At 65.8% G+C, this 14977-nt stretch carries 16 protein-coding genes and 3 tRNA genes; 7 read left to right on the top strand and 12 right to left on the bottom strand.

Annotated elements, in window-relative coordinates:
• Nucleotides 1–241: 241 nt before the first annotated feature.
• Nucleotides 242–318: transfer RNA gene (locus tag P6144_RS05740), tRNA-Arg, on the bottom strand.
• 58 nt (nt 319–376) lie between these two features.
• On the opposite strand from P6144_RS05740, the gene P6144_RS05735 reads away from it, so the two are divergent.
• From P6144_RS05735 to P6144_RS05720, 4 genes are all read left to right on the top strand, one after another.
• A complete protein-coding gene (locus P6144_RS05735) occupies nt 377–1141 on the top strand; it encodes a queuosine precursor transporter (RefSeq protein ID WP_277766737.1) in 765 nt (254 codons plus the stop codon).
• A 5-nt stretch (nt 1142–1146) separates the two neighbouring features.
• Nucleotides 1147–1482 (top strand): hypothetical protein, encoded by a 336-nt coding sequence (locus tag P6144_RS05730; RefSeq protein ID WP_277766736.1) that lies wholly within the window; start codon nt 1147–1149, stop codon nt 1480–1482.
• Between the two features lie 84 nt (nt 1483–1566).
• Nucleotides 1567–2394: an alpha/beta hydrolase gene (locus P6144_RS05725; RefSeq protein ID WP_277766735.1), complete on the top strand. Its 828-nt coding sequence runs from the start codon at nt 1567–1569 to the stop codon at nt 2392–2394.
• Between the two features lie 145 nt (nt 2395–2539).
• Nucleotides 2540–3877, top strand: a complete 1338-nt coding sequence (locus P6144_RS05720) for a methyl-accepting chemotaxis protein (RefSeq protein ID WP_277766734.1) — start codon at nt 2540–2542, stop codon at nt 3875–3877.
• Between the two features lie 123 nt (nt 3878–4000).
• Here P6144_RS05720 and P6144_RS05715 read toward each other — a convergent pair.
• The 9 genes from P6144_RS05715 to P6144_RS05675 all read right to left on the bottom strand — a co-directional run bounded on the left by P6144_RS05715 (nt 4001) and on the right by P6144_RS05675 (nt 9478).
• Nucleotides 4001–4075 (bottom strand) — tRNA-Cys (locus P6144_RS05715).
• Between the two features lie 127 nt (nt 4076–4202).
• A tRNA-Pro gene (locus tag P6144_RS05710) sits at nt 4203–4280 on the bottom strand.
• 138 nt (nt 4281–4418) lie between these two features.
• Nucleotides 4419–4961: a hypothetical protein gene (locus P6144_RS05705; RefSeq protein WP_277766733.1), complete on the bottom strand. Its 543-nt coding sequence runs from the start codon at nt 4959–4961 to the stop codon at nt 4419–4421.
• 44 nt (nt 4962–5005) lie between these two features.
• On the bottom strand, nt 5006–5671 hold the full coding sequence (gene purQ, locus P6144_RS05700; protein ID WP_277766732.1) for a phosphoribosylformylglycinamidine synthase subunit PurQ: 666 nt from the start codon (nt 5669–5671) through the stop codon (nt 5006–5008).
• Nucleotides 5668–5898 (bottom strand): phosphoribosylformylglycinamidine synthase subunit PurS, encoded by a 231-nt coding sequence (purS, locus tag P6144_RS05695; RefSeq protein ID WP_184165456.1) that lies wholly within the window; start codon nt 5896–5898, stop codon nt 5668–5670. Before purS ends, purQ begins: the two co-directional genes overlap by 4 nt.
• Before the next feature lie 179 nt (nt 5899–6077).
• A complete protein-coding gene (gene purC / locus P6144_RS05690) occupies nt 6078–6860 on the bottom strand; it encodes a phosphoribosylaminoimidazolesuccinocarboxamide synthase (RefSeq protein WP_277766731.1) in 783 nt (260 codons plus the stop codon).
• Nucleotides 6861–6964: 104 nt separating this feature from the next.
• Nucleotides 6965–7936 (bottom strand): DUF4349 domain-containing protein, encoded by a 972-nt coding sequence (locus tag P6144_RS05685; protein ID WP_277766730.1) that lies wholly within the window; start codon nt 7934–7936, stop codon nt 6965–6967.
• 118 nt (nt 7937–8054) lie between these two features.
• A complete protein-coding gene (locus P6144_RS05680) occupies nt 8055–8978 on the bottom strand; it encodes a hypothetical protein (RefSeq protein ID WP_277766729.1) in 924 nt (307 codons plus the stop codon).
• A 179-nt stretch (nt 8979–9157) separates the two neighbouring features.
• The gene (locus P6144_RS05675; RefSeq protein WP_277766728.1) at nt 9158–9478 is read right to left on the bottom strand and encodes a UrcA family protein; all 321 of its coding nucleotides are present in this window, start codon (nt 9476–9478) and stop codon (nt 9158–9160) included.
• Between the two features lie 115 nt (nt 9479–9593).
• Between P6144_RS05675 and P6144_RS05670 the strand changes: the two genes are divergently transcribed.
• On the top strand, nt 9594–10520 hold the full coding sequence (locus P6144_RS05670; protein ID WP_277766727.1) for a LysR substrate-binding domain-containing protein: 927 nt from the start codon (nt 9594–9596) through the stop codon (nt 10518–10520).
• Here P6144_RS05670 and P6144_RS05665 read toward each other — a convergent pair.
• Nucleotides 10517–11164, bottom strand: coding sequence for an outer membrane beta-barrel protein (locus P6144_RS05665; RefSeq protein WP_277766726.1), 648 nt, complete (start codon nt 11162–11164; stop codon nt 10517–10519). The genes P6144_RS05670 and P6144_RS05665 overlap by 4 nt on opposite strands.
• 144 nt (nt 11165–11308) lie before the next feature.
• Nucleotides 11309–11920, bottom strand: coding sequence for a porin family protein (locus P6144_RS05660; protein ID WP_277766725.1), 612 nt, complete (start codon nt 11918–11920; stop codon nt 11309–11311).
• A 222-nt stretch (nt 11921–12142) separates the two neighbouring features.
• Here P6144_RS05660 and P6144_RS05655 point away from each other — a divergent pair, with 222 nt between their 5' ends.
• Nucleotides 12143–12430 carry a hypothetical protein gene (locus tag P6144_RS05655; protein ID WP_277766724.1) on the top strand — a complete coding sequence of 96 codons (288 nt, stop codon included), beginning with the start codon at nt 12143–12145 and terminating at the stop codon, nt 12428–12430.
• Nucleotides 12431–12736: 306 nt separating this feature from the next.
• Entirely contained in the window at nt 12737–14977 is a 2241-nt protein-coding gene (parC, locus tag P6144_RS05650; protein ID WP_277766723.1) for a DNA topoisomerase IV subunit A, read from the top strand.

The raw sequence follows: 14977 nt of genomic DNA, 5'->3' as shown, positions 1-14977 counted from the left end.
CCCGCCAGGGTTCGCAAGCGCGACCGCGCGTCCGAGCTTATGCGAGGCTCTTCCCACAAAAATGGCGCATCCGAAGCGGGCGGCACCGAACCCGCCAGGGTTCGCAAGCGCGACCGCGCGTCCGAGCTTATGCGAGGCTCTTCCCACAAAAATGGCGCATCCGAAGCTGGCAACATCGAACCCGCCAGGGTTCGCAAGCGCGAACGCGCGTCCGAGCCTATGCGAGGCTCTTCCACAAATTTGGCGCGCCCGGCTGGATTCGAACCAGCGACCACGAGCTTAGAAGGCACGTGCTCTATCCAACTGAGCTACGGGCGCGCGCAGGCCGCCACTAGCGTGGATTGCGCGGGAGCGGAACCGGGATCATAGTTTGCGCATGACCGAGGGGGAAAACCGGCCGGCCCGCGTGGCCGCCAATGCGATCGCGGGCGGGCATTTCCGCTATTACGACTTCGTGATGGCCGCGTTCGTCGCGATCATCCTGCTGTCGAACGTGCTGGGAGCGGGCAAGTTCGCGCAGGTGTGGCTGCCGGTCTGGAACGTCTATTGGCCGTTCGGCGCCGGAATCCTCTTCTTCCCCATCTCGTACGTCATCGGCGACGTGCTGACCGAGGTCTATGGCTATGCGCGCGCGCGCCGGGTGATCTGGGTGGGCACGGTCGCGGTGCTGTTCATGGCATTCATGTCCTGGGTGGTGGTCAAGCTGCCGCCGGCGGCCGATTGGAAGAACCAGCCCGCCTATGAAGCGATCTTTGGCCAAGTGCCGCGCATCGTCTTCGCTTCGGTCTGCGCCTTCTGGGCGGGCGAGTTCGTCAATTCCTATGTGCTGGCGCGGATGAAGCTGTGGACCGGGGGCAAGATGCTGTGGACCCGCACGATCGGCTCGACGATCTTCGGCGAGGGGGTCGACAGCCTGATCTTCTATCCGCTCGCCTTCCTGCCGATCCCGTTTCTGGGCTGGGAAGGCTGGCCGGTGTCGCTCGTGATCCAGGTGCTCTTCACGCAGTGGGCGCTCAAGGTGGCGTGGGAAGTGATCCTCACCCCGGTCACCTATGTCGTGGTCGGCTTCCTCAAGCGCCGCGAGGGCGTCGACGTGTTCGACACCGACACCGATTTCACCCCCTTCGCCACGCGGGTCTGATCCGGATGAGCCCGCTCCAGTCGGTCAAGTTCTGGCTGGTGCACCATGTCGACCTCGCCAAGGATGCGCTCCACATCTATGTCGGGCTCACGCTGTTCCTCGGCAGCGCATTGCTGTTTCGCTGGCCGCTCCGCAGCTGGAAGCCCTGGGCGGTGGCGTGCACGGCGGCGCTGCTCGGCGAGGCCTGGGACCTGCGCGACAGCCTGGCCTATCACACGCGCATCGATCTCTGGGGCAATTGGAAGGATGTGTGGAACACGCTGTTCTGGCCGAGCGCGCTGCTGATCCTCGCCCGCACCACCCCGATATTCGCGCGCAATGCGCCGGGCAAAATCGAATAGCTGCAATTACCCGAAGGAGTGGGCTGACGCACGCGCGCGGCACTGGCATCCTGCGGCACCAACTCGAGGGCGGAGGGCAATCCCATGGCGACCACGGAAGAGACGTTCGGCAGCACCGGCCATATCAACATCTTCCTGCGCTCCTGGCTGCCCGAGGGCGCGCCGCGCGCGGTGGTGGTGATCTGCCACGGCTTCAACTCGCATAGCGGCCAATATGCCTGGGTCGCCGAACGGCTCGTGGAGAAGGGCTTCGCCGTCTATGCCGCCGATCTGCGCGGTCGTGGCCGCTCCGACGGCGAGCGCTTCTATGTCGAGAAGGTCGGCGAATATGTCGACGATCTCGGCGGTGCGATCGCAATCGCCAAGTCGCGCCACCCGGGGCTCAAGACCTTCCTGCTCGGCCACAGCGCCGGCGGAGTCGTCAGCGCGACCTATGTGCTCGACAACCAGGCCCAGCTCGCCGGCTTCATCTGCGAGGATTTTGCCTTCCAGGTGCCGGCGCCGGCCTTTGCGCTGGCTGCGATCAAGGGGCTGAGCCACATCGCGCCGCACCTCGGCGTGCTCAAGCTCAAGAACGAGGACTTCTCGCGCGATCCGGCGCATGTCGCAGCGCTCAACGCCGATCCCTATATCAAGGACGAAACCCAGCCGGCTGCCACCGTCGCCGCGCTGGTGCGGGCCGATGAGCGGCTGCATGACGAATTCCCCACCGTCACCCTCCCGCTGCTCATCCTGCACGGCACCGCGGATCGCGCGACCGTCTATCATGGCAGCGAATTCTTCTACAAAACCGCCGGCTCGAGCGACAAGACGCTCAAGCTCTATGAGGGCCATTATCATGATCTGCTTGCCGATCTGGGCAAGGAAAGCGTGATGGGCGACATTCTGGCGTGGCTGGAAGTCCGGGCGTAACGATCAACTTTGCGTAATTTATGTAATTGTGCGCAAAGGAGAAAATTATTGTTACGTATATTGTCGAAGCGACAATACCCATAGTTGAACTCTCTATAATGCTCGGAGCTGGCAACATTTCGTTGCGGATTCTGAGGGACTGCCCATGCACTGGTTCGTCGCTAACGCGCCCATTCGTCGGAAGCTGCTGGTAGCGTTCGGCTCGATGGCGGCGCTCGTCGCACTTACGCCGCTTGCCCTTCTGCTGTTTCCCGCGCTTGCCCTGACGGTTGGCATCGCTGCCACCGTGGCTGCGGCGGGGCTTGGCGTCTGGTATCGCAAGGCGATCGCCGATCCCTATGTCACCACCGTGGTGCGCATGGAGGCGCTTGCCGCCGGCGACCTGGCCAGCCCGATCCAGTTCACCGAATACCGGGATTGCGTGGGCCGCCTCACCAAGGCGATGTTCACGTTCCGTGACGCTGCGGCGGCGCAGATCCGGCAGAACGAAGAGGCGGAGCGCCACGGCGAGATCGTGCGCGGCATGACCGGCAATCTCGAGCGCCTGGCGCAGGGGGACCTGACCGCCGACATCGTCGAGGAATATCCGGCCACCTATGCCCGGCTGCGCGACAATTTCAACGCGGCGCTTGCCTCGCTGCGCACGCTGCTCGGCGCGGTGACCGACAGCACGGTCGCGATCCGCAGCGGCTCGGGCGAGATCGCCCAGGCTTCGGAGAGCCTTGCACGCCGCACCGAGGCGAATGCCGCCAGCCTGGAGCAGACCACGGCCGCGATCAGCCAGATGGACCAGCGGCTGAAGGCGACGGCGGAAGCGGCCAATCGCACCGTCGAGCGTGCCGATGGCGCTACCGCGACGGTTTCGGACGGTCGCCAGGTGGTGGACGAGGCCGTGCAGGCGATGAACCGCGTCAACGACAGCGCCAAGGGCATCGACAGCGTAATCGAGGGCCTCGACAAGATCGCCTTCCAGACGCGCGTTCTCGCAATGAACGCCGCCGTCGAGGCGGGTCGCGCCGGCGAGGCGGGCAGGGGTTTCGCGGTCGTCGCCGATCTCGTCTCCGCGCTCGCCATGCGCGCCGAGGAAGAGGCTGGCCGTGCCCGCGAGCAGCTCACGGCGACGCAGGTCGATATCGTGGCCGCAGTGGCGATGGTGGAGAAGGTCGACGGCGCGCTGGCGCATATCGCCGAGGATGTCAGCGGCGTGCATGAGTTGCTCAACCAGATGGCGACCGACAACCGTGCCCAGTCCAGCGTGATCAGCGAGATCAGCTCGGCGATCAGCACGATGGACCAGTCGACCCAGCAGAATGCGGCGATGGTCGAGGAGACCTCGGCCGCGGCGCGCAACCTCACCGGCGAAGTCGGCATCCTGGCCGAGCAGGCCGCGCGCTTCCGGGTGGCGGGCGGCGGCAGGCCGCTGTCCTTCCCGACGCCGGGGCTGGCTGCGTCGACAGGGGTCGAGTTCGGCTCGATGCACTGATCGGATTTCGTCACGGGAAAGGGCGGTCGCCGGCATGCCGGGGCCGCCCCTTTTCGTGGAGAGGTTCGCCGATCGATGGCGTATGACCAGGGAAATCCAGAACCAAATAGGTTCTAGAGGGAATGGAGTCCGGGGCCGGAATCGAACCGGCTCGTCGCGGGTTTGCAATCCGCTGCGTTCCCATTTCGCCACCCGGACCCGTCTGCTTCCTGGTGTGACCGGAGGGATTTGCACCCGTCTATCATCGGTTCCACACACCGACCGCGCACTGGATTGCGTTCGGCCACCACAAGGAAGCACGGAAAAGCGTCGTTTCTGGAGGATATGGTCAGGGTGACAGGATTTGAATCTGCAACCTCCCGGTCCCAAGCCGGGCGCTCTGACTCTCTTGAGCTACACCCTGAAAACGGGCGCAGCAAAGCGGCCCGTCAATGTCGACAGGTGCTGGGTCGCGGTCGCGAAAAGAGAGCGATTGCAGTCATGATGAATGTGCATTCGCATGATTCGCAATCGAGTACAAGCCTATTTGGCTAAATCAGTCTCACGATTGCTGCTTTGCGATCAACGCATAGACATTGCGGACATTGTCGATCCGCAGGAAGCGCGGCGTGGCATCGCTCGATGCGATCCAGACTCCGATATTGTTGTTGCCGTGAAACCAGGAGCGGTTGTTGTCGAACCGAATGCTGCCCGATCCGTCACCGCGTTCGCTGAGCTCGAGCACAGGTAGCCGCGCGATGTCGAGCGACTTGGAGCTGCGGAATGGGCCGCTCCGCTCGATCAGCACGCGCTGGGTCGTCACCGCATAGCTGGTGCGGGCGCGCAGCCATGCATCGACGAAGAAGCGGCCGATCACGAAGAAGACGCCGATCGCCAGAAAGGCCAGACCGAAGAGCTGGAAGGGCAGGGGTGCGGGCCCGGCCGGAGCGATCCAGACCATATAGTTCCAGAACGCCACGAAGCCGATCCAGAACAGGCTGAAGGGCACGAGGAAGATGTCGATGGCGCGCAGCAGGAACAGTCCCTGCCAGGGTTGGCCGCTCCACAGCAGCTTCTCGCCCGCGAACAACCGGCTCTCGATCATGCTATCCCCCCGGAACTTGCTGCTCCCCGGGGGAAGGGGATGGCTCAGGCGACGGCCTCGAGCAAGCCCTCGAACATCCGGCGGCCGTCGGTGCCGCCATGCGCGGCTTCGATGCGGCGCTCAGGGTGCGGCATCATGCCGAGCACATTGCCCGCCTTGTTGAGCACGCCGGCGATGTTGCGCGCCGATCCGTTGATGTCGGCGGCATAGCGGAAGGCGACGCGGCCTTCGCCCTCGATCCGGTCGAGCGTATCATCGTCGGCGAAGTAGTTGCCGTCGTGATGCGCCACCGGGATCGTGATCTGCTCACCCGCGCGATAGCCCGAGGTGAAGATCGACTGCGCATTGTCCACGGTCAGCGGCACGTCGCGGCAGACGAAGTTCAGGCCCGAATTGCGCATCAGCGCGCCGGGCAGCAGCCCGGTCTCGGTGAGCACCTGGAAGCCGTTGCAGATGCCGATCACCGGCATGCCCTTGTCGGCCGCCTCGATCACCGCCTTCACCACCGGCGATCGCGCGGCGATCGCGCCGCAGCGGAGATAGTCGCCGTACGAGAAGCCGCCGGGCAGGGCGATCAGGCCCAGCCCCTGGGGCAGTTCGGTCTCGCCGTGCCAGACCATGGCGGGCTTGACGCCCGTCACCGCCTCCAGCGCGACTGCGATGTCGCGATCGCAGTTGGAGCCCGGGAAGACGATGACTGCGGTCTTCACAGCTTTTCCACCCGGTAGTTCTCGATGACCGTGTTGGCGAGCAGCTTGCGGCACATCTCGTCGATGGCCTCGTCGCTGGTGCCGTCGGCGAGCACGAGTTCGAAGATCTTGCCGGCGCGGACGTCTTCGACGCCGTCAAAGCCGAGGCCGCCCAGGGCGTGCTGGATGGCCTTGCCCTGGGGGTCGAGCACGCCGTTCTTCAAGGTGACGATGATGCGGAGCTTCATGGGCAGCGCCTATGGCGCGGAGTGCGCCGGGCTGCAACCCAAAGCACGTGATTTTCCGCGCCTAGATGCGCGTCATCCCGGCGAAAGCCGGGATCTCAGGCGATGGCGCTCGGGAAGGAGCCGCTTGAGATCCCGGCTTTCGCCGGGATGACGGAATGCATGGAGATGACCGGAAAGCCTTACTTGCCCCGGCGCTTGCGGTGGCTTTCCATGTCGAGCACGGCCGAATCGGCCTCGCCCTCGGGCAGCAGGCCCAGCCGGCGCGCGACTTCCTGATAGGCTTCGACCTCGCCGCCCAGATCGCGGCGGAAGCGATCCTTGTCGAGCTTCTCGCCGGTGGCCATGTCCCACAGGCGGCAGCCGTCCGGGCTGATCTCGTCGGCCAGGATGATGCGGCCGAAATCGCCGTCCCAGATCCTGCCGAACTCGAGCTTGAAGTCGACCAGGCGGATGCCGATCCCGGCGAACAGGCCCGAGAGGAAGTCGTTCACGCGAATGGCCATGTCGGCCATGTCGTGCAGCTCTTCCTGGCTTGCCCAGCCGAAGCAGAGGATGTGCTCGTCGGTGACCATCGGATCGCCGAGCGCGTCGTCCTTGTAGTAATATTCGATGATCGTGCGCGGCAGCGGGGTGCCTTCCTCGATCCCGAGCTTCTTCGAGAGCGAGCCGGCGACGACGTTGCGCACCACCACCTCGATCGGCACGATCTCGACCTGGCGGATCAGCTGCTCGCGCATGTTGAGGCGGCGGATGAAGTGGGTCGGGATGCCGATGCCAGCGAGCAGCGTGAAGACATGCTCGGAAATCCGGTTGTTCAGCACGCCCTTGCCGTTGATCGTGCCCTTTTTCTGGGCGTTGAAGGCAGTCGCATCGTCCTTGAAATACTGGATAAGCGTGCCGGGCTCCGGACCCTCGTAGAGGATCTTAGCCTTGCCTTCGTAGATCTGCCGGCGGCGTGCCATCGCGTGCCTTTTCCCCTGGAAAAACCTTGCCCCGGCGGCGCGGGGAATCCGCGAACCTGCCGGGGCGTGAGGCGCGCTATAACGAAAGGGCGGGTAGCGCGCAATTACACATCCTCGTTAACGGGCTCCAGCCCCGCGCGGCGCCAGCGGCGCAGTGCAGGGCGCAGCAGCAGAAGCGCCGGAATCGCCAGCACCGCCCAGGGCAGCAGGAAGATCAGCAGCACGATCAGCGATCGCAGCGCGGCGATCACGGTGGCGGCCGATTGCAGCACCGCATCGCCGATCTGGCCGAAGAAGCCCTGCTGCGTCGGCGCGGCCACCGGGGCGGTGGTCGGCGTGTAGCTGATCGCGAAGTTCGAATAGGCGACGCGGCCCTTCAACTCGCCCAGCCAGCCCTTGGCCTGGTCGAGTTCCTCCTGCGCCTGGGCGACGCTGCGCTCTGCCTCGACCAGCTCGCCCACCTTGCCCTGGCGCCCGCGCAGCATCTCGGTGAGGCGCGAGACCAGTATCTCGCGCTGGCGCAGCCGCGCGGCGGTGTCGACCATGTCCTTCGAGACGTCCTCTGCGGAGATCTCGGTATCGACCGCCCGTCCACCCGCAGCGCCGACGGTACGGGTGAAGTCGGCCGAGACCTTCTGCGCCAGCGAACTGGCGATACGCAGCTTCAGGCTCGCCTGGGTGACGCCGTCATCGTCGCTGGCGCGCTGCATCGCGACGAGCTGGCAGCGCGGGCCGAGCTTGTTGCACAGGTCGACATGCGCCTGCTGCGCCGCTGCGATCCTGCCGGCTGGCAGCCGATAGCCGAGCGTGTAGCTGTACGCGATCTGCGGCACGTTGACGGCAATCGCATCGGCCGTTGCCATCGCTTCGCCCGGGCCTGGTTCCACGGCAGGGGCGGGGCTTGCCACGGATGCCAGCGCGGGCGGCGGCTCGGCGATGTCGTAGCTGTTCAGCGTCTCGGCCTGCTTGTGGATCAGCAGCGGGGCCGAGGTGAACAGCATCACGCATGCCCCGGCGACCAGTATCGCAGCCAGGCTGCCGCTCCCCAGCAAGATCCAGCGGTTCGGCTTCGCCATCGCATCTCTCCCTTGGCTATATATGTTATAACATTACATAACTAAGGCAAAAAGCAAGCGGGGAGGCGTATGCCGTCCCCGCTTGCCGAAAGATCGCTGCGCGGCGCTTGCCTGCAACTCAGTGCGCGGGCTCTTCCTCGTCATCGCGCGAGAACCAGCGCTGGATCAGGTTGCGATTGTCGCCCCGATCGCGGCGGGCATGATCGCCATGGCCGCCATTGTGGATGTCGTCATAGCTGTCCTCGCGGCGCGGCTCGCTGTCGGAGCCGATCGCGCGGCCATGGATGATCCAGCGCAGCAGCAGCACCACCACGAGCATCAGCAGGCACCAGGGGCCGACGCTGGCCAGCACCTGGACGAGCTGGGCCACCGAATTCTCCAGAGTCTGTCCGGCAGTGCGGAAATTCGCCTCGGACGAGCCCAGCCCGGTCAGCGCGCTGCTCGATTCATAGGTGAACAGCATCGGCGCGTTGGCCAGCGTCTGGCCCTGGCTCGCTTCCACTTCGGCGATCGTCGACAGCGCGTTCTGGATGCGGGCGGCGCGTGCCTGGCCCTCGGGCGTGGCGACGGCGCGGGCGTTCTGCAGCTGGTCCTGCAGCCGCTTGATCACCGCGACGCTGCGGGCGGTGGCGGTCGAATCGGCGCCGGTGATCTCGGTGTCGGTCAGCACGCCGTCCGATCCGGTGACGTTCCTGGTCACCGCGTCGCCAAAGGCGCGGGCGATCGAGGGATCGATGCGGATGGTGAGGACGGCGCGGGTCTTGTTGCCCTCGTCGACGCGGTAGCGCATCGCCAGGATGCGGCAGCGCGCCGGGCCGATCCGGTCGCACGCGTCGGCATTGGACTGGAGCACGCCCTTCACCTTCGCGCCGGGCAGGCGATAGGCATAGCGATAGTCGAAGCCGCTGCCGGTCGAGGCGAAGGCCTCGGCATTCGCCGACGAGGCGAATTCGGACTGGCCCTTGGCATCGGTGGGCGCGCGCGTGACGTCATCGCATCCCGCAAGCAGCGCAAGCGCCGCCAAAGCCCAAACGACTCGCATCACTGTCTCCCTGTTCCTTGCCCAAGGAGTAACCATATTTTGTGACGGTCCCAAACCGTCTGGATCGGTTCGCCTTTCCCTTTTCGGGATCGCTCCCGGCGGCATCAGCAAGGCTTATCGATGAACGGGTGGCGGGCGCGGTTGCAGCCTGCCCGCCTCTTCGCCGTCCGAGGGATCAATCAGGGATTGGCGGAGATGCGCACCGCGCCGCTGCGCTGCGCCAGTGCCTGCTGGCGGGCCTCGGCGATCTGCTGCCGGGCCAGCGCCTGGCAGCGCAGCGCCTCGGGCGACTGGGTGAGATAGCCGGGGCGCTCGACGGGGCAGGCCCGGTCGAGTGCCCGGGCGAGGCGGCGGTCGAGCGCGGCGCGATCGGCGGCGCGCGAAAGGTCGAGGTCCGCATAGGAAACGCGGACGCCGGCATCGGCCTGCTGGGCCTTGGCCGCCAGCGGGATCGCCGCGGGCGAGAGGATCAGGGCGAGGGGGATCAGGGTCTTCATCATGGCTTGTTTCCTTGGATGCTGCGCCATGCTCGGCACCCCCTCCATCTGCCCCCGCGCGCCGGTTCAGGCCAACAAATCATTGGCCAGAACGCATAAGCCATGCTTATAAGATGCGATGCGTCGCCTGCCGCCTCTCGCCGCTGTCCGCGTGTTCGAAGCCGCTGCCCGGCACGGCAATTTCACCCGCGCTGCCGAAGAGCTGGGGATGACCCAGGCTGCGGTCAGCTATCAGATGAAGCTGCTCGAGGAGCGGCTGGGCGCGCCGCTGTTCGCGCGCAGCGGCCGCGGCATCGCGCTCACCGATCTCGGCCGCCGGATCGCGCCGCAGATCACCACGGCGTTCGACGCGATGGGCGATGCCTTTGCCGCGGTGCATGCCGAAAGCGAGAGCGTGATGCGGATCACGGCGCCGCGCACGCTGGCGACCAACTGGCTGGCGGGGCGGCTCGGCTCGTTCCAGCTCGCCCGGCCCGAGCTGGCAGTGCGGCTGCATGTCGGCGACGACATGGTCGATCTGCTCGCGGGCGAGGCCGACGTCGCGCTGCGCGGCGCGCCGGGGCCGATCGCCGGGCACAGCTGCCATTTCCTGATGCGGATGCCGGTGGCGCCCTTCGCCAGCCCGGCGCTGCTCGCCAGGCACCCGCAGGTCCGCACCCCGGCTGATCTGCTCGAGTTGCCGCGCGTATCGCCGCACGACGACTGGTGGGACTTGTGGTTCGCCGCGGCGATGGGAGAAGCGCCCGCGAACAATCAGGCGGGCGTACGCTTCGATTCGCAGATCCTCGACGGCAATGCCGCGATCGCCGGCCACGGCGTCGCCATCCTCAGCGCGCCGATGTGGCTGGGCGCGGTCCAGTCCGGCCAGCTCGTCCAGGTCCTGCCCCAGCGCGCCTATTACCGGAACGCCTTCTGGCTGATGTATGCCGAGGGCAAGCGCAGCCAGCCCAAGATCCGCGCCTTTCGCGACTGGCTGATGGCGGAAGTGAAGGCGTCGATGGGGGACGATCCGCACCAGGCGCTCGTCCCCCCGAAGGGCGGCTAGAAGCGCACGCCGACGCCGGTCAGCAGCTGGTGGCGGTTGGAGTCGGCGATGTCGTCATATTTGGTGAAGCGATACTCGGCCTTCGCATAGACGCGCTTGGTGAGCATGTGCTCGATGCCCGCGCCGACGCGGATGCCGTCGTCGTTATGGCCATATTGCGTGCCCCAGTCCGGCGTGGAGAACTGGTAGCGATAGGCGGCATCGGCCCAGCCTGCCTTGACATAGGCCAGCGTCTTCCGGTCGATCTTGGCGCCGATGCGAAGCGAGACGTCGATGTCGTGCGCGGCGCTGGCGCGGTAGTTGATCACCTCGCCGTCCGGGTGGAGGTAGCCGAGGCTGGTGTTGCCGAGCACGTTCCAGCCGATGCCGGCTTCGGCGCCGATCGTGAAGGTCTTGCCGATCGCAAGGTCATAGCCGACCGCGCCGCCGACGCGCATGCCCGGCAGATTGTCGCCGACCGCGTTGGCATCGCTCTGGTCGAAGCCGATCGTCGCCTCGGCGCGAAGCCCGGTGAATGCCTTTTTCCGCGCGGCGCCGGCATCCGACGCGGTTTCCGTGGTCGTGGTGCCTTCCTGGGCGAAAGCGGTGGTGGCGCCGAGCAACGAAGCCGCGGCTGCGGCGATGAGCATGATGGATGTACGCATGGGATACCTTTGTTGGAACTGCCCCTCGCGATCAGGTCGGAGGCAGGCCGCTGCTTCCGCACGATGGTTCGACGGAAGCCGACAGCGGCGCGACAAAGGCGGAGCATGGAGGGTGGCGCACCGGCGCCACCCTCGCCCTGAACGTCAGAAGCGCACGCCGATACCGGTCAGCAGCTGGTGGCGGCCGGTGTCCTGCTCGTAGCCGGCATTGCCGTACATCGAGTAGCGATATTCGGCCTTGGCATAGACCTGCTTGGTCAGCTTCTGTTCGATGCCGGCGCCGAAGCGCACGCCCTTGTCGTTATTGTCGTAATAGGCCTCGTTGCCGGTCGTCAGGCGATAGGCCGCGTCCGCCCAGCCGGCCTTGGCATAGATCAGCGTCTTCGGGCTGAGCGCATAGCCGATCCGCGCCGAGATGTCGGCGTCATGGCCCGCGCTGATCGAATAGGGCGTCGCACCGGCGGTCGACATCACCGGCGTATGGCCTGCGATGCCCCAGCCGATGCCGGCCTCGATGCCCAGCGTGACGCGCTTGCCGATCGCCACGTCATAGCCGACCGCGCCACCCACGCGCATGCTGGTCAGCTCCGATCCGCCGGCAAAGGCATCGTCGTTGCTCTGGTCGATGCCGACCGTGACTTCGGCGCGCGGGCCGGCAAATGCCTTGGCCGGGGCCTGCTCGCTTTCCTGGGCAAGGGCAGCCTGCGCGCCGAACAGCGTTGCAGTGGCCGCGAAGAACAACATCGAATTACGCATGTACTTTACCTCCGGTCTTGTTCCCCTGTGCAGCCAATACGGAGCCGCAACGACAATCCCGCAGACGGGGTTTGAAAAAGGTGGAGAATTAGCCCGGGCAGACGGGTCGAACGGCTTGGAGGTGCGTGAAATATTGTTGCGGAAACATCTGGAAACGTACGGGAACTTGCGCTTTCGTGAATTTTCAAACAGCATCGCCACTTTCCAGATGGGGGATGGGAAATGCTGCGTTCGATGTTGTTGCCGATTGCCGGTTTGATGCTGGTTTCCGCGCAGGATGCGCCGGTTCAGCAGGTCGCCGCCGCGGCGGCCACGCCCGAGAAGAAGATCTGCCGCTCGATCGTTCCGGTCGGGACGATCCTGCCCAAGCGCTACTGCCTCACCAAGGCGGAGTGGAAGGAACTGGAAACGCGCAACGAAAATGGCTCGGCGGAGAATTTCCGCAACAAGCCGTCGTTCGGATGCGGCAAGCCCAGTGCGGGCAATTCCTGTTCGGGGGGCATGAACTGACCCGCACTGCGGGGCAATTCCGCTGGTAATGTTGGAAGTGTTCTGCTTTGGTTCCGGCATGGCCGGCCATGTTCAGCATTTGCACACTGATCCTTTGTCTCGGTCGCTCCGCGCCGCGTGTGGGGAGTCAACGGAGTCAACATTTTCCGAGCGTGACCTTGGCGAGAATGGGCCTGGAAATGGCAGTTTCCTGCCGTTTCCGGGCTCTGTAAATTTATTGACAGGCCGTTCACTTAGGAAGCCGGCGCGCCATTGCCGTCGCACGGCTTGGCGCTTTGCTTCCGCTGCTGCTATCCGGGTGCGGCAATGAGCCTCGACACCGAACTCCAAGACCCCGGCGCGCCTTCCGATGTACCCTTCGACAGCGCGCTTTCCGAGCGCTACCTCGTCTATGCGCTCTCGACGATCACTGCGCGCTCGCTGCCCGATGTCCGCGACGGACTGAAGCCGGTCCACCGCCGCCTGCTCTGGGCGATGCGGCTGCTGCGCCTCGATCCCGCCTCGGGCTACAAGAAGTGCGCCCGCGTCGTCGGCGACGTCATCGGTAAATACCACCCGCATGGCGATCAGTCGGTCTATGACGCGATGGTCCGCCTCGCCCAGACCTTTGCGCTGCGCTACCCGCTGGTCGACGGCCAGGGCAATTTCGGCAATATCGACGGCGATAACGCCGCCGCCTATCGCTACACCGAGGCGCGGCTCACCCAGGTCGCCATCGACCTGATGGACGGGCTCGACGAGAACGCCGTCGATTTCCGCCCGACCTATAATGGCGAGGACGAGGAGCCCGAGCTTTTCCCGGGCCTGTTCCCCAACCTGCTCGCCAATGGCGCCGCCGGCATCGCGGTCGGCATGGCAACGAGCATCCCGCCGCACAATGCCGCCGAGCTGATGAACGCCGCGGTGGCGCTGATCGACAATCCCCAGGCCAATGTCCTCGATTATGTCCAGGGCCCGGATTTCCCGACCGGCGGCATCGTCGTCGACAGCCCGGCGGCGATCGCCGAGGCCTACAACACCGGCCGCGGCGGTTTCCGTGTAAGGGCGAAGATCGAGAAAATTACCGAGAAGGGCGGCGGCTGGCATCTCGTCGTCTCCGAGATCCCCTACGGCGTCCAGAAGGGCAAGCTGATCGAGGGGATCGCCGATCTCATCAACGAGAAGAAGCTGCCGATCCTCGGCGATGTCCGCGACGAGAGCGCCGAGGATATCCGCATCGTGCTGGAGCCGCGCAGCCGCACGGTGGTGGCCGAGGATCTGATCAACAGCCTCTATCGGCTGTCGGACCTCGAGACGCGCGTGCCGCTCAACCTCAACGTGCTCGACAAGCATCGTACGCCGCGGGTGATGAGCCTGCAGGAAGCGTTGCTGGGTTGGGTCGAGCATCAGTTCGTGGTGCTGCGCCGCAAGTCCGAGCACCGGCTGAACAAGATTGCCGACCGGCTCGAGCTGGTCGGTGGCTACATCATCGCCTTCCTCAACCTCGATCGGGTGATCGAGATCATCCGCACCGAGGACGAGCCCAAGGCCGTGATGATGGCCGAGTTCGAGCTGACCGACCGTCAGGCCGAAGCGATCCTCAACATGCGGCTGCGCAGCCTGCGCAAGCTCGAGGAGATGGAGCTGAAGCGCGAGCAGGAGGCGCTGCTCAAGGAAAAGGCCGATCTCGAGCTGCTGCTCTCCTCCGACGCGCGCCAGCGCACCCGGATGAAGCGCGATCTCGCCAGGATGATCGAGCGCTATGGGCTGGAGACGGCGCTGGGCCGTCGCCGCACCGTGGTGGAAGAAGCCGCAGTGGCGCGCGAGATCCCGCTCGAGGCGATGATCGAGCGCGAGCCGATCACCGTGATCCTCTCGGCACGCGGCTGGATCCGCGCGATGAAGGGGCATGTCGAGGATCTCTCGGGCGAGGCGCTGAAGTTCAAGGAAGGCGATGCGGCCTATCTGGCCTTCCATGCCCAGACGACCGACAAGCTGCTCCTCGCCGCCGACAATGGCCGCTTCTACACGCTGGCGGCGGACAAGCTGCCCGGCGGGCGCGGGTTCGGCGAGCCGGTGCGGCTGATGATCGATCTGGAGGGTGAGCGGAACATCGTTGCGCTGCTGCCGGCCAGCCAGGCGCCCAAGCTGCTCGTTGCCGCCGATGACGGCCGCGGCTTCGTGGTGAAGGCCGAGGACGTGATCGCCGAGACGCGCAAGGGCAAGCAGGTGGTGACGCCGCGGGCCGGCGCGCATCTCAAGCTGGTCCGTCCGATCGGTGCGGAGGACGATGCCGTCGCGGCGGTAGGCGACAACCGCAAGCTGCTGGTCTTCCCGCTCAGCGAAGTCGCCGAACTGGCGCGCGGGCAGGGCGTGCAGCTGCAGCGCTACCGCGACGGCGGGCTGAGCGATGTGCGGACCTTTCGGATGACCGATGGGTTGAGCTGGGCGATGGGCGGCGAGAGCGGCCGGACGCGCACCGAAACCGACCTCACACCCTGGCGCGCGGCGCGCGGTGCGGCCGGCCGGATGGCGCCGAACGGGTTTCCGCGCGATAATCGCTTCTGA

Source organism: Sphingomonas sp. HITSZ_GF, from assembly GCF_029543155.1.
Classification (GTDB): domain Bacteria; phylum Pseudomonadota; class Alphaproteobacteria; order Sphingomonadales; family Sphingomonadaceae; genus Sphingomonas.
This window is presented reverse-complemented; position numbering and strand designations above follow the sequence as displayed.

Excerpts from the sequence above, each read along its gene's own strand:
- P6144_RS05735 (WP_277766737.1), top strand. The coding sequence starts at position 377 with ATGACCGAGGGGGAAAACCGGCCGGCCCGCGTGGCCGCCAATGCGATC.
- P6144_RS05730 (WP_277766736.1), top strand. The coding sequence starts at position 1,147 with ATGAGCCCGCTCCAGTCGGTCAAGTTCTGGCTGGTGCACCATGTCGAC.
- P6144_RS05725 (WP_277766735.1), top strand. The coding sequence starts at position 1,567 with ATGGCGACCACGGAAGAGACGTTCGGCAGCACCGGCCATATCAACATC.
- P6144_RS05720 (WP_277766734.1), top strand. The coding sequence starts at position 2,540 with ATGCACTGGTTCGTCGCTAACGCGCCCATTCGTCGGAAGCTGCTGGTA.
- P6144_RS05705 (WP_277766733.1), bottom strand. The coding sequence starts at position 4,961 with ATGATCGAGAGCCGGTTGTTCGCGGGCGAGAAGCTGCTGTGGAGCGGC.
- purS (WP_184165456.1), bottom strand. The coding sequence starts at position 5,898 with ATGAAGCTCCGCATCATCGTCACCTTGAAGAACGGCGTGCTCGACCCC.
- purC (WP_277766731.1), bottom strand. The coding sequence starts at position 6,860 with ATGGCACGCCGCCGGCAGATCTACGAAGGCAAGGCTAAGATCCTCTAC.
- P6144_RS05685 (WP_277766730.1), bottom strand. The coding sequence starts at position 7,936 with ATGGCGAAGCCGAACCGCTGGATCTTGCTGGGGAGCGGCAGCCTGGCT.
- P6144_RS05680 (WP_277766729.1), bottom strand. The coding sequence starts at position 8,978 with ATGCGAGTCGTTTGGGCTTTGGCGGCGCTTGCGCTGCTTGCGGGATGC.
- P6144_RS05675 (WP_277766728.1), bottom strand. The coding sequence starts at position 9,478 with ATGATGAAGACCCTGATCCCCCTCGCCCTGATCCTCTCGCCCGCGGCG.
- P6144_RS05670 (WP_277766727.1), top strand. The coding sequence starts at position 9,594 with ATGCGTCGCCTGCCGCCTCTCGCCGCTGTCCGCGTGTTCGAAGCCGCT.
- P6144_RS05665 (WP_277766726.1), bottom strand. The coding sequence starts at position 11,164 with ATGCGTACATCCATCATGCTCATCGCCGCAGCCGCGGCTTCGTTGCTC.
- P6144_RS05660 (WP_277766725.1), bottom strand. The coding sequence starts at position 11,920 with ATGCGTAATTCGATGTTGTTCTTCGCGGCCACTGCAACGCTGTTCGGC.
- P6144_RS05655 (WP_277766724.1), top strand. The coding sequence starts at position 12,143 with ATGCTGCGTTCGATGTTGTTGCCGATTGCCGGTTTGATGCTGGTTTCC.
- parC (WP_277766723.1), top strand. The coding sequence starts at position 12,737 with ATGAGCCTCGACACCGAACTCCAAGACCCCGGCGCGCCTTCCGATGTA.